This window comes from Nocardiopsis akebiae (assembly GCF_018316795.1).
In the GTDB taxonomy this organism is placed as follows: Bacteria; Actinomycetota; Actinomycetes; order Streptosporangiales; family Streptosporangiaceae; genus Nocardiopsis; species Nocardiopsis dassonvillei.
The window spans coordinates 47458-61378 of the sequence record NZ_CP074132.1 but is presented as its reverse complement, the minus strand read 5'-3'; the positions used below and the strand labels follow the sequence as shown (position 1 = coordinate 61378).

Below are 13921 nucleotides of genomic sequence, written 5' to 3'. Positions count from 1 at the left end.
TGCTGATTGTGGAATTCGGCGTGCTTGGCCCCATCACCGTCTGGTCAGACGGTCGACCCGTCCAGGTCGGCGGTCCGCGCCAGCGCTGTGTGCTGGGAGCGCTGCTGGTCCACCTGGGCCGCGAGGTCACCGTCGACCAGCTCATCGGCTACCTCTGGAGCGACGACCCGCCCCGCACCGCACGATCGGTGATCCAGGTCCAGATCTCCCATCTGCGCAGGGCCTTTCCGGACAGCATCTCCACGACATCCGGCGGCTACGTCCTCGACGTGGACCCGGACTCGGTCGACCTGCACCGTTTCCGCAGCCTCCGGGACCGGGCCGCCTCGGCCGAGCCCAAGGCGGCCGTCGAGATGCTGGAACAGGCGTTGGAGTGCTGGCGGGGACTGCCCTTCTCCGGTGTCGGTTCGGAGTACCTGGACCACTCCGTCGTCGCGCCCCTGCGTGAGGAGCGCTGGTCCTGCGTCGTCGCCTGGGCCACCTGTGCCCTGGAGCTGGGCAGGTACTCGGACGTGGTCTCCCGGCTGACGCCCCTGGTCAGCGAGGAACCCTTCAGGGAGCGTCCGCACCACCTGCTCATCACGGCCCTGTGGCGCGACAACGAGCGGGCCAGGGCGCTCTCCGTCTACGAGGAGTTCCGGGCCAGGCTCGCCGACGAACTGGGCGTCGACCCCGGGCCGGAGCTGACCGCCCTGCACACCCGGATCCTCCAGGAGGACTTCCACGAAGCGGCCCAGGACCCGGCGGCCGGAGAACCCGGAACGCGTTTCGTGGTGCGCAACGACCTCCCCCGGGACCTGCCCGACTTCACTGGGCGCCGCGACTCCCTGCGCCAGTTGGACGAGGTGGCGCGCACCGGAGAGGCCCGCGCGCAGGTCTGCGTCATCACGGGCAGCGGCGGCGAGGGGAAGACGACCACCGCCGTCCGCTTCGGTTACGAGGCGGCCAAGCGCTACCCCGACGGACAGCTGTTCATCGACCTGTACGGCTACACGACGGACAGGGAACCGCTCGACGTCGCCTCCGCGCTCGGCGCCCTGCTCCGCGCGGTCGGTATCGACCCCGAGGCGGTGCCCGAGTCCCTCGACGAGCGGTCGGCGCTGTGGAGGGCCACCCTCATGGGGCGCAGGGTCCTGGTCATCCTCGACAACGCGCTCAGCTACGCCCAGGTCAGCCCGCTCCTCTCCTCCTCCCCGGGGTCGATGACCCTCATCACGACCCGCAACGAGCTCTCCGGGCTCAGCGGCGCCCGCTTCCTGTCGCTGGGGGTGTTCGACGAGCAGTCCTCCCTGGAACTGCTCGGGCGCGTCCTGGGGGAGGAGCGCGTCCGGCGCGAACCCGACCAGGCCCGGGAGATCATCCGGATCTGCGGCGGCCTCCCCCTCGCCCTGCGCGTGGTGGCCGGTCGGATGCTCAGCCGCCCCAGGTGGTCGTTCGCGCACGTCGCCCGCCGCCTCGGTGAGCAGAACCGGAAGTTCCGTGAACTCCAGGTGGAGGGGCAGAGCGTCGAGGCCGCCATCGACCTGTCCTTCCAGAGCCTCAACCGGGACCAGAGCCGGACCTTCCTCCTGCTGGGCCTGATGATCGGCAGCACGATCGACCTCGGCGGTGCGGCCGCCCTCCTGGACATGACCGTGGAGGACGCGGACGACATCCTCCAGGAGCTGGTCGGGGTGTGCCTGCTGGAGGAGCCCCAGGGAGACGTGTACCGCCTGCACGACCTGATCGGCGCCTTCTCCCGGGACCGCGCGGCCATGCTCCTGTCGGCCGAGGAGATCGACGCGGCGAGGCTTCGTCTGGCGGAGCAGTACATGGCCACGGCCCAGCACGCCGCCGACCTCCTGGGCCCTCGCGCACATGACGACACGGTCGAGGTGAACCAGGGTTACAGGACGGAGCTCTCCGGGCGGGAGGACGCCGGGAACTGGTTCACCCTGCACCAGGAGAACCTGGCGGACACGATCGAGTACTTCGCCTCCCACGACAACGGCGAGTACGCCTGGCGGATGGCCGACGCGGTGTGGCGCTTCTACGCCCTGCACGGCCAGATGGGCCTGCTGATCAGCTCCCACCAGAGGGCGCTCCAGATCAGTGACAAACAGGGGAACCGGCGCGGACGCGCGGTGACCCTCATCGGCCTGGGCATCGCCCACTGCCTCTCGGGACGCTTCGACGAGTCACTGGACCTCCTCACCGAGGCCCGGGACCTGCTGACCGCGATCGGCGACAGCAGGGGGATCATCCGGGCACTGTCCAACCTGGGGATGGTCTACGAGCGTGTCGGCCGACTGGCCGACGCCGCGGAGGCCATCCAAGGCGTGCTGGACCACGCGATCGAGTTGAAGGACGTCCAGGTGGAGGCGTTGCAGTGGGGCAACCTCGCCGTCCTGAAACAGACTCTCGGGGCCTACGGGGAGGCGCTCCACTGCGCCGGGCGTTCCTTGGAGAAGTCGGTGGGGGAGGACCGGGACGAGACCAGGGCCTACGCCAAGCGCGTCATGGGGGAGGCCCGCACCGGACTCGGAGAGCTGGACGCGGCCTTCGACGACCTGAACGAGGCTCTGGAGCTGTCATACGAGCTGCGCCTGGTGGGAAACCAGGTCTACGTCCACAACTCCCTGGGGCTGGCGCACCGGGCCGCGGAGCAGTGGGATCGGGCGATCGAGTCCCACGCCACCGCACTGGACCTGGCCGAGCAGCACGGGCGCCGCAGCGGTGACGCCGAGATCCGCGTCGACCTGGGGATGACCTACGCGGCCGCCGGACGCCACGGCGAGGCCCTGCACGAACTGGAGAGGGCCCACGCCATCGCGGTCGAGCGCAGCGAGCGCTACATGGTCGCCCGGGCCGCGCTCGCCCTCGGACGCCTGCCCGCACCGGTCATGGCCGCGGACCGGGCGAGGGGGTTCCTCAACGAGGCCGAGGAGATCTTCACCGGGCTGGGGCTGAGCGAGGCGGAACAGGCCAGGAAGGCTCTGAAGGAGCGCCCGCCCGCGTCCCTCGGCTGACGGTCGCGGTCAGCCCCGGCCGACGGCTCCCCCGGCCCCGCGGCGGGGACCGGCCCCCGGACCCGAACGGCGCCGCGGCGGTCCCAGCCAGCGCGGGCCCAGGGTTCCGCGCCGCATGGTCCACAGGCACAGCGTGGCGGGCAGGACGCGCACCGGCCGGGGGACGTACGGGTACACCGCGCGGGTCGTCCGCAGGATCCGGTCGAAGCGGCGCTGGCGCGCCCGCGACCACGGGATGGCGAACCCCTCGCGCAGGTCGGGCGGGAGCAGCCCGCCGGTGAGCAGGAGCTGGACCCGCATCAGCGGGCGCAGGGGCGCGCTCGCCGGGTGGAACAGCTGACCGGTGATGGTGCGCGCCTCCTCGCCCACCTCCAACCGGGCCAGGGCGCCGTCCCAGTAGGCGGCGAACTCCTCGGGGGAGGCCGGCCACCTCTCCTCGGGCAGGCCCAGGGCGGTGGCGAACGCCGACGCCTCGCGCAGGTGCAGGGCGCGCTCCTCCTCGCCGAGCTCACCGAACACCATCGCGTGCAGCCGCGAGGCGGTCTGGAACAGGGTGGCGGCCACCCACAGCAGGAGGTCGTCGTCCAGGGCCCGGTACCCGGGGCCGTTCACCTTGCGGTGCAGTGCCCGCACGATGGCGTGCAGGCGCTTCCTCTCCTCCTCGGTGCCGTAGACCGTGCCGTAGACGAAGTAGAGGGTGCCGAGCAGACGGTTGAACGGCCGGGAGGAGAAGTCGCTGTGGTCGTGCACCCCGCGGGCGACGCCGGGGTGGGCGATCTGGAGCAGGACGGCGTATCCCGCGCCGCCGAGGACGCAGGCCTCCGCGCTGATCCGTCGCAGAGGTGATCGGTCGGACGGTCTGCCCATGCCTGGGATCGTACGGCACCCCGCCCGCGCACGTGGGAGGGCCACGCCTTCGCGGGCGCACCCGCGGTGACGGGGCGGGCCGGGCGTGTGCGGGGCCCGGGGACGGGCGAGGAAGGGGAGCGGTCGACCCGCTTGACGGCGGGCTTGCTGCCCGGGCCCGACGACTGGCGGGGGGAACCCGTCCACGGGGGTGCCTCCGTCGGCCGGGACGCGGCTCACGGCCCCAGGGCGCGGAACACCTCCGGCCGGGTCAGCGCGTCGGTGTTGTCCGCGAACTGGTCGACCGCGCCCACCGGCGGCCGCGCGGCCAGTCCGGGGTCGGTGACCCCCGCCAGCAGGGCACGGGCGAACCGGGCCGCGTCCAGCACCGGCCAGGGGCGCCCGTGGAACGGTCGGGGCCGGACGTCCAGGGCGGCGGCGAGGCCGGTCCGGTTCTGCCGGTCTGCCACCAGGGAGGACGCCTCGGCGAGGGCCGCGGCGTCCGCGTCCAGCGCCCGCGCCAGGAGGGGGGTCAGCTCCGACGCCCCGGGCAGGAGGGCGAAGGCGCTTCCCAGCCACTTGGAGTAGGGCGGGTAGCGGCGCTCCAGCAGCAGCGCCAGGCGCATGAGGTCGCGGACCACCCGGGCCGCGACCACCCGCGCGCCCAGGCGGTCGCCCACCTCCGCGCAGCGGCCGACGAACGCCTCCTCCTGGGACACGCGCCGCCACTGGCAGGCCAGCACGTACCGCCACACGTCGTCCGGGTACCAGGCCAGGCGCTCCCTGGCCCGTGTGACCGCGCCGACGCCGTCGTGGAAGACGGCTCCGCCCACCACCTCGGCCAGCCGCTGGGTGGGCGCGGCGAGCCAGTCGGCGACTCCCACCCCCTCACACGGGTCGAAGCCGAGCCGCCCCCGCAGCCAGTCGCCGGATCCGCTGACCTCCACGCGGTGCCGGCCGTCGGGCGCGTCGGCGTCGGGCCGCCCGGTCCGGGGATGGCCGCCGTTCGGGCCGAACCGGACCGGCCAGCCCCGCACCCGCTCGGGCAGGCCCCCGGCGAGCAGCGCCAGCACGCGGTCGCGCTCATCGGGTTCGTCCACGAAGACCTGGAGCCGCGGGCCCCAGCCGTGGTCGGTGGAGCGCTCGGTGTCCAGTCCGAGGACCTCGGACCCGGCACCGAGCAGCGCGGCGGCGTGCGCGACCGGCCGGGGCCCGCGGGCGAGCAGGGGCGCTACCGCGTCGGTGTACAGGGCCCGGGACAGTTCCAGGCCGGGGAGGAAGACCGGGGGCATGCCCGAGAGCCTAGGTCCGGCCTCCGCACGCGGCCACGCGTTTTCCGGCGCGGCAGCCGGTCCTTCCCGGGCCGCAGCCGAGCCGGAGCGGGGCCGCTGCCGGGCCGCCAGCGGATCGCCGTCGGACCACGCCGGAGCAGGGGTAAGGAGAATCTATCTATCTGGTTAGATCCGGTCCGGCGGGCGGTTCGGTCTCTCGGTGGACCACAACGTTTTACGACAGACCGGGGATAGCTACTGTAAGGTGTCTTTCCAGTTCGCGGCGCAAATGACGGAGGAAGCGCCGTCAGTACCAGTGCCGGAATGCGTCCGACCGGCCGAGTCGCCGGTTCGGTGGTACGCCGTCCCCGCGCGCAACAGGGGTATTGACGTGTAGTGACAGGGTCTTTACGGTCTACCGACAACAGGTGGAAGGAAATTCCGGGGACGCCCGGAATGGCCGGGACAACACTGTCCGGTGTCCGCGGGGGAAATATCCGAGCCCCCACGGACGCACTCCACTTCCTGGACCGGAAACGGTCCGGGTCACCCCGCTACGAATCCCCCGCACCGCGCCGCGAGGCCGGCCGGGATCGTGACCCGAAGAGAAGGGCCCCGTTCAATGAAGACCCTCAGCAGGATCCGCTCCGCCTCCGCCGTCGCCGCGGCCACCGCTCTGATCTTCACCCTCATGCCAGCCAGCGCGGCCAGCGCGCACGGCTACGTCTCGGCGCCCATGAGCCGCCAGGCGCAGTGCGCCGCGGGCATGGTCCAGTGCGGCGGCATCCAGTGGGAGCCGCAGAGCGTGGAGGGCCCCAAGGGCCTGATGAGCTGTTCCGGCGGCAACTCCCGGTTCTCCGAGCTCGACGACGACAACCACGGCTGGCACGTCACCCAGGTCGGCACCTCGCTGAACTTCACCTGGACCCTGACCGTCACTCACGCCACCGCCAACTGGGAGTACTTCATCGGCGGTCAGCGCATCGCCAACTTCGACGACGGCGGGGCGCGGCCCGACTCGACCGTCCAGCACAACGTGGACCTGTCCGGCTACAACGGCCGCCACACGATCCTGGCCCGCTGGAACGTCGCCGACACCGGCAACGCCTTCTACGCCTGCGTGGACGTGAACATCCGCTAGCGGCCCGACGCCTCCCCCGGCCCGGTTCCCCGCACCCGGGCCGGGGTCGCGTCGTCCCCGGCCCACAAGGCCCCCCGTCTGGCCCCCGACACGACGAAGGCCGGTCCCGTAGGACCGGCCTTCGTCGTGTCGGGGTGGGCCCCGCCCCACCTCCGGAACGGGGTCCACCCGTAGTGCTCCGCCGTGTTCCGCGGCCGTAGGTTCGGGCGAGCCCGGATCACCGACGACCCGGCCGGAGACTAGGAGACCCGAGTGACCGCATCCGACCCCTCTACCCGACACCGTCCGCGCGGGCCGAGACGGTGGGCGGTCACGGCACTGACCGCCGTCCTCGTCACCGTCGGCGCGGCCACCGTCGCTCCGCGCCCCTACGAGCTCGGCGCGGAGTCCTACGGGGACACGGAGCTGGTCGAGCGCGTGCGCGGGGGGATCGTCGACACCACGGGGTACCACGGCCTGTCGGTCGCGCTCGTGGAGACGGGCGGGGACGGGGGACTCCGCGTGCGCACGGCGGGGCTGGGCGGCACCGGGGCCGACCGGGAACCGGTGGGGGAACACACCCCGTTCGGCTCCGCGTCGGTCGCCAAGGTCCTGCCCGGCATGCTGCTCGCCGACATGGTGGACCGCGGTGAACTCGCTCCGCACGCCCGGGTCGGCGACCTCCTGGAAGACGTCGACTTCGCCGATCCAGTACTCGCCGACGTCACGGTCGAGGAGCTGGCGACGCACACCGCGGGCCTCTCCAGGGAGGAGACCAGCCCGCTCCAGACGCTGTGGCAGTTCGCGGCCAAACGCCACCCGGACCCGCCCGGGTCGGTCGAGGAGTTCCTGCGGACCGTGGCGGAGGACGTGCGGGTCGATCCCGCGCTGCGAGGCGGCAACCACTACTCCAACACCGGGATCGACCTGCTCGGGCACGCCCTGGCGGCGCACGCCGGGACCAGTTACGCCCAGCTCGTCCGGGAACGGATCCTCGACCCGTTGGGGATGGAGGACAGCGCGATCTGGACCACCGGTGACGGCGCCCTCTTCCAGGTGCACAACGCCGATCTCGGCCGCCCCCTCGTTCCGGATGGCTCGGAGGCATCCGGTCCCTCGGGAGGGCTGGTCACGACCGCGGGCGACCTCGGACTGCTCCTGGCGTCGGTGATGGAGGGCACCGCCCCGGGGGCCGCGGCCGTGCGACCCGTGGCGCCGGGGGACGTCGAGCGCCGCGAACAGGGCCTCGGCTGGTACGTGGAGACACTGGGAGGGGTGCCGATCACCGGTCACGGCGGCAACGCCACGACCAACGGCCACACGGCGTGGATCGGCTACAGCGGTGACCGGGGAGCCGTGGTCCTGTCCAACACGCACCGGTTCAGCGAGGACATCGGCATCCGCCTGCTCGGTGTCGACGAACCGAGCCCCGACAACGCGGCGGGCGAGAGGCTCTACGCGGCCGCGACGGTCCTGCTCGCTCTCACCCCCGGTCTCCTCGCCCTGGGATTCGCCTCGCGGAGGCGCCCCGGCCGCTGGTGGCGCCGCCCCGCAGACCGCCTGGGGCTGGTGTCCCACTGGGTCGGCGGCGCCGCGGCGCTCACGTACGCGTTCCTCGCCGGGTTCTGGCACCTGGTGACCCCGTGGGCGTGGGTCGCGGGTGTGCTCCTCCTGACCGCCGCCGTCCTGGTCGGGGCGTACCGGTGGCCGCGACTCCCGACCGCGAGGGGCGCACGGCCGTGGATGCGGTGGTCGCTGGCGGCTCCCGTCGCCGCGGGGAGCGCGGTCCTCCTCGTCCTGCTGGCCTCGGTCTAGCGGCGGTCCGGGCGGCGGTCGGCCCGGCCGTGGGGACCGCAGCGCCGGGCCGGCCGCCGCGTGAACCCGGGCTGCCGCCTCTGACGCGACGGTGACGCACGGAAGCCGACAGACCGACGGTTCCGGCCGTGTGCGCTGGGGACGCGGAGCCGCAGGGGGGAGCCCCGGACCCGCGAAAACGAAGAACGGGTGCCCACCTGTGTGGACACCCGTTCCTTTGTCGGGGTGGCGGGATTTGAACCCACGACCTCTTCCCGTACCGGGGGTCTCCGGTGGTCTGTGGGCGGACCTCAGAAACCGGTCCTGACCTCGGTCTTCGTCCTGGACGCTTCTCACCGCTTCCGGTACCCTCCCAGAGCCATGTGCACTGAATGTGCACTGATATCTGAGGGTCGCCGTGGTACTGGCGTTGCGCCCTGGAGCCTCATCCTCTATCAGTTCGACCGGCCACCAGCGTGGAAGCCTGCCCGCCTGGGGAGATCACTCGTTGAGATCCGCTGTGGTTCCCCTGCGTCCGGTCGCGTTGCTGTCTCCACTGCTGTCAAGTTGGGAATCCAGTATTGTGGGGGCTGACCTGCGGTAAGCCGGGTCCGACTGTTTATCGCCCGGGCTGCTCTCCGATGTCCCCACCGTCCCTCTTACGATCCCGTGCCGGCCTCGCCCCTCGGAACACCATCTGCTGTTCTGGCCGAGGTCCGGCAGCATCAGCACGGTGAAGTGCAGATTTCAATCCATGGGCATGTCACCGACGAAACCTGGGTATTGTGGTCGCTCAACGTCGTGCCGACTGGACTCGGGAAGAACAGGGAGACTCCATGGACAGGGTTACTCGTGGGCTCATGGATAGTTGGGCCAAGGACGCTGGGGTCGGGCATCTCAAGGAATATGTTGCCTTTGAGCGCTTCGTCAACTTCATCATCCTTTCTCGCCACCACGACCAGCAGTTCAGTGTAGAGGATTATTCCTGCGGAGATGACGGAACACTTGGCATTGATGGGTTCGCCCTCTCTATCAATAGTGAACTCGTCCCCGACATGACGGAATTGGAAGATGCCCTTTCGGGCGATGGGCCGATTGAGGTTTCAATCACTCTGACACAGGTGAAGACATCGGCGAGTTTCGACCTAGGTGACTTGAGCATCTTCTCAGATGCGTCAATCTCCCTTCTTACGGAAGACGAGCCGCCTCACCCGAATCTCGAAAACCAACAGAAGATGCTACATAGGGTTCTTAAGGAATCGAGTCGTTTTCGCGAAAATCCCACCTGCCGCCTCTACTACGCAACGCTTGGATCATGGAATAACCGTGGCCCCATAGTAAGGAAAACCAAGGACACCCAAAAGCGACTCATGAACTCGAATCTGTTCTCGCGAGTTGACTTTCATGTATGGGGCGCAAGTGAGGTGCAGAGGAACTGGCGCGCAATCGATTCCGCTTTGGAGGTGACTGTCCAATTTGAAAATCGGACCACCCTGCCAGAAGTTGAAGGAGTAAGGGAGGCCTACCTAGGCGTCCTGCCGGGTAGCGAGTTTATCAAGCTTGTGACTGACGAGGAAGGAGAAATTCGCAATACGCTATTCTTTGACAATGTCCGCGACTTCCAAGGGGAGACCGATGTCAACGCAGACATTCGACAGACACTTACTTCCGCCGATCGGAGTCGCTTTTGTGTCCTCAACAATGGTGTCACGGTCGTCGCTCACGACCTCAAAGCCACAGGCAACCGCTTGACTCTGATCGACTTCCAAGTCGTCAATGGGTGTCAGACCAGCCATATTCTTCATTCTGAGCGGGAGAATTTGGACGGCGTATACGTGCCATTTCGACTGATTGTAACCCTCGATGATGAGGTTGCCAAAAGCATCACCAAGGCAACCAACAAGCAGGGGCAGGTAACCAAAGAGAATCTTTTCTCCCTATCCGAATTGCAGAAGAGAATCGAAGCCTACTTCAACTCCTTTGAGGCAGATCCGGGGAAGCGCATCTACTATGAACGCCGTTCTCGGCAGTGGTCCGGGTCTGACCAGGTTCGAGGTACATGGAGGGTTATCTCACTCCGCAACCTTATGCAGGCCTTTGCTTCACTTTATTTGAGGATCCCTCACACGGCCGCCCGGTACTACGGAGACCTACGAAATCGTGTCGGAAATGATGTTTTCTCAGACTCGCACAATGAAGCTTATTACTACTCTTCTGCATATGCCTTCTGTAAACTGGACCATTTCTTTAGGAGCGGCGCCATTGCGCGAGAGCTGAAACCCGCAAGGTATCACCTCCTGGCAGGAGTGCGAACCATCTATACCGCGTCCAGTACTCCCGAAAAGGTAGAGAGCACTGGAAAGAAGGCAGAAAAGGCTTGCAAGCCTTTCAACGCCTTCCTGTGGGACGATAATCAATACCTAGAGGCAATCCAGACGTGCTCAGATGCCCTTGTGCAACTCGCCGGAGGGAAAGAAATCAACCGTGACTTTGGGCGCACACGCGATTTTACTGAGCAATATTTGTCCGAACTTCTCAAGTAGCGCGCCACTGAAAGTTCTTGTGTATCGCTCTGCTTTCCCCGCCAGAGGCCTTAGTTTCAGGTAGATGCGCGCTCCAAAAAACCTCACCACAGCTCCCCGACCCCAGTTCTCGGCAACCACGGTTTCGATCCCGCATGGGTTCTGGCGCGATCGGCCTGTACCCCCGCACGTCCTGTGTCGCGCCAGGTTCCATGCGGGCCCGGGGGGTCCAGGGGGTTGGCCCCCTGGTACCACCAGTCACTGACCGAGTCCGTTTGTCGAGTGGAACCGGTTCGCAGAGCTGTGATGGCGTGGCCGCCGACCGAGCGAGGGACCGGGCGGCAGCCCGCAGCCCTCGCCGGACGGCGAGCCGCTGCGACGGCGCTTGCGCCGTCGCCTTGATCCCATACAGCCCGACTCGGCAATTTCGATACTGCGCTACAAAAGTCCTCGATGTGTGGAATTAATTGAGATTGAATATGAGATTCAAAACTCTTGTGGCTGAATTCCCCTCGGATGCTAGGCTGGATATCAGATCTAGTTGCACCCCATTAATTGTATGAGTTGAGGCCAGGTCGGTTGGGAGGCCAACTCTGGAAAGCACCTCTGGTTGATGAGTCAGTTCGAGCCAGCCTTCAATTCGTGCTGTCGAGTAGTGGGATCGGGGGACGTAGCCGTAGACGATCATTTCAAGGGGGCTGTAGGATATTTCGACGTTAATGTGAAAATTAACGGATGCATCTTCTGCTATATATGTTAGTTCGGCGCTCGTGGGAGTGTTTAGGCACAGCGTCGTAACCTTGAGAAAGTACCAGACGGCTTCCGCGTAGCTCTCGCACTCCTCAATAGACGGAGGGCTTGCTCCGTCGTGTTCGACTGTGTTTCGCACCTGGTTTAGCTTCTTTAGAGTGCTCTTTCTGATGACTCCGATTGATTCGAGTTTTCCAAGCCAGTCGCCCGAGTCAGGCCCGGGAATGGTCTTAAAATCCAACTTTTCGTTCAGGTGTTCAAGGCGGCTTCGAATGGATCTTTTTAAGGCGAGGATCGCATCTGTTCGATCGTAGTCGCTCTCGTTTCTTAATATGCGGTACTCGGCGTGGTCGAATGACCTCCTGGCATGAAAATATTCCTTGCTGGTTGCTCGATCGAACAGATCGCTGGATCCCGATGAACGCTCCCATTGGTGCTCATTTAATGGTATCCAAACGGCCTTCTCTGTTTTTTTCATTGAGGAGACTCGATTCAAGTGTCAGAGCTGATTTGTTGGATTTCTTTTAATGCAGATCCCCAAGGGAAGGTGGCGAGGACATTCGAGCCATGTCCTGCTCTGTGGGGTTTGAAGCCACCTGGCCCTATCAGTACGGGGATCCGTTCATCTCGGAGCTTCTCAACGCTGGTTTTGAACGGTGTGCGGCTGGCATAAGCCGAGTTTACGAACGGCAGGATGATGATTGGCACACCGAGCCCGATCGCCTCGCTCACCACATCCAAGACGTAGTTGTCAGCGATCCCGTTGGCCAACTTGTTGATGGTGTTGAACGTCGCGGGGGCGATGATGATGGCATCCGCTTTAGGGCTGCGGGGGTCTCCTGGCGCGCGGTGCTGACTCCGCACTGGTCGGCCGGTCTGCTTCTCTAAGGCTTCGACGTCGATGAAGCTGACAGCGGCTGGGGTGGCCATGACTTGAACGGTCCAGCCTCGGTCTTGGGCCAATCCGACCAGGGTCCCGACTTCCGAAGCCGGTCCGGCTGCGCACACCACGATATAGAGTGTCTTCTGCTCGCTCACTGACTCAGGCACCGACCCTTTCCGCGAGTTCAGTAACGTTCCCGTACAGATGTCCGCTGGCGCAGGTACGGATTTCGTTGATCAGCTGGTGCACCACCGGACGTGCAGTCAGTTCCTCGCTCGCCATCTCTTCGGCGTTGCGCAACGCGTGGTAGGCGTGCTCGGTCTTCCCCCACTGCTGATACGCGCGGGCCGCGTCGATGAACAGTGTCACCCGGCGTTCCATGACCTCGATGTTGTCCAATTGCACTTGTCGTGCGTAGTCGATGGCGCTGCCCGCGTCGCCCAGTTCCACTGCCGCACTGACCCGGTGGAGGAGAACGTTGGTGGGGCCAAAGGCCGTCCATTGGTAGTTGAAATCGCCGCCGAGACGTTCGCCCGCGTGGCCGGCCTCGTCAAGCAGACTGAGCGCCTGGCCTCGGTCCTCGCGCTTGGCCGCTGATACTGCGCCGCTCAGCAGAAGCGACCCGTACACCGACAGGGACTCCGGCGTGGGCTCGTCCATGGCGCTGTCCACACGTTCGGCGGTGCTCGTCGCCAGTTCCGTCGCTGCCTTGTAGTGCCGTTCACGCATGAGTGCTCGGGTGAACGCTCGGGCGCTGGCTCCCACGACTGCGGGATTCTCGCTGTCCTCGGCGGCGCGCATGCTTCGGTCGGCCGCGAGGTAGGACAGTCCCCGCTCCTCGCACTTGAGTAGCAGGCTTGCCGCGACGTGATACGCCTCCGCGCGGAGCGCGTGGACCTGGGCGACGTCGTCCCCGTCGACTCCGGTGGCGGCATCATCCAGGTTCCGCAGCAACTCGGGAAGCTGCTTGGCCACGGCCGTGTAGTGGCACGCCTGGTATCCGACCTTGGCGGAGTGCGTCCGCTGGGCGAGTTCTCTCAGACTGGTCGCTGCTCGGGCGGTGCTTCGGTCGGTGCCCGCGTACCTCGTGAGTGCCGCTGCGATCTCGTCCATGTCCAGCATCGAACCACCTGTGGCTTGGAAGAGGGCCGTTCCGGCCAGTCCGACGAATTCGCGGCGGCGCACGTTCGAGACCTCCCCCGGGCCTGGGCTCCTCTGCGCGGGCAAGCTCGGGACTGCCGAGGGCACCGCACTCTGGTGTCCAGTGAACGCTTTCGGATTCCTCGGGGCAAGGCCGAACATCATCCGGGACGTGTCGGGCATGCTGATGCCCTCGGCGATCCGCTCGTACACCTCGAAGGCCGTGACGGTCTTGCGGCCGTTCAGGATCTCGCTCACCCGTCCCTGAGACAGGCCGGTTGCCGCCGAGATCGCCATCTGGCTCGCGCCGCCGTACTGGCGCACGAAGTGAAAAAGCGCCTGAACATCGCGCCTGCGCAGGAACTCGGCCGTCTGTTCTCGCTCCCATGCCCACGACGGGATGGTGATCCGGCTCGTCGGGTGTCCCTGCATCCTGACTCCTCGGCGCTGCGAGTACGGGGACGGCCAGTATCCCTCTTTGTCATCCCGAGGAGGAATGGGTTTCGGATTCCCAATCCGGGATGGTTGGCCCTATGGATGCCAGGAACGGAATGAAGTGCAGGTCATGCCGTGGGCGGGGCTGGAAG

At 66.8% G+C, this 13921-nt stretch carries 9 protein-coding genes; 4 read left to right on the top strand and 5 right to left on the bottom strand.

The window, feature by feature from the left end; all coding sequences use genetic code 11:
* The first annotated feature begins 20 nt into the window (after positions 1-20).
* Positions 21-3008 carry an AfsR/SARP family transcriptional regulator gene (locus KGD83_RS00265; protein WP_256448839.1) on the top strand — a complete coding sequence of 996 codons (2988 nt, stop codon included), beginning with the start codon at positions 21-23 and terminating at the stop codon, positions 3006-3008.
* Positions 3009-3017: 9 nt separating this feature from the next.
* Here KGD83_RS00265 and KGD83_RS00260 read toward each other — a convergent pair whose 3' ends face one another.
* Both KGD83_RS00260 and KGD83_RS00255 read right to left on the bottom strand, forming a co-directional pair.
* A complete protein-coding gene (locus KGD83_RS00260; protein WP_212641978.1) occupies positions 3018-3875 on the bottom strand; it encodes an oxygenase MpaB family protein in 858 nt (285 codons plus the stop codon).
* 215 nt (positions 3876-4090) lie between these two features.
* A complete protein-coding gene (locus KGD83_RS00255; RefSeq protein WP_212641977.1) occupies positions 4091-5146 on the bottom strand; it encodes a DUF4037 domain-containing protein in 1056 nt (351 codons plus the stop codon).
* Between the two features lie 601 nt (positions 5147-5747).
* Here KGD83_RS00255 and KGD83_RS00250 point away from each other — a divergent pair.
* The 3 genes from KGD83_RS00250 to KGD83_RS00240 all read left to right on the top strand — a co-directional run bounded on the left by KGD83_RS00250 (position 5748) and on the right by KGD83_RS00240 (position 10582).
* A complete protein-coding gene (locus KGD83_RS00250; RefSeq protein WP_212641976.1) occupies positions 5748-6266 on the top strand; it encodes a lytic polysaccharide monooxygenase auxiliary activity family 9 protein in 519 nt (172 codons plus the stop codon).
* Between the two features lie 252 nt (positions 6267-6518).
* Positions 6519-8060, top strand: a complete 1542-nt coding sequence (locus tag KGD83_RS00245) for a serine hydrolase domain-containing protein (RefSeq protein WP_212641975.1) — start codon at positions 6519-6521, stop codon at positions 8058-8060.
* Positions 8061-8875: 815 nt separating this feature from the next.
* A complete protein-coding gene (locus tag KGD83_RS00240) occupies positions 8876-10582 on the top strand; it encodes an AIPR family protein (RefSeq protein WP_212641974.1) in 1707 nt (568 codons plus the stop codon).
* 442 nt (positions 10583-11024) lie between these two features.
* Here the strand turns inward: KGD83_RS00240 and KGD83_RS00235 are convergent, their stop codons facing one another.
* The 3 genes from KGD83_RS00235 to KGD83_RS00225 are packed head-to-tail and all read right to left on the bottom strand — an operon-like array spanning position 11025 to position 13766.
* On the bottom strand, positions 11025-11789 hold the full coding sequence (locus tag KGD83_RS00235; protein WP_212641973.1) for a hypothetical protein: 765 nt from the start codon (positions 11787-11789) through the stop codon (positions 11025-11027).
* A gap of 14 nt (positions 11790-11803) precedes the next feature.
* The gene (locus tag KGD83_RS00230) at positions 11804-12361 is read right to left on the bottom strand and encodes a flavoprotein (protein WP_212641972.1); all 558 of its coding nucleotides are present in this window, start codon (positions 12359-12361) and stop codon (positions 11804-11806) included.
* Positions 12354-13766: an XRE family transcriptional regulator gene (locus tag KGD83_RS00225; protein WP_212641971.1), complete on the bottom strand. Its 1413-nt coding sequence runs from the start codon at positions 13764-13766 to the stop codon at positions 12354-12356. The genes KGD83_RS00230 and KGD83_RS00225 overlap by 8 nt, the downstream gene beginning before the upstream one ends.
* Between the last annotated feature and the right edge of the window lie 155 nt (positions 13767-13921).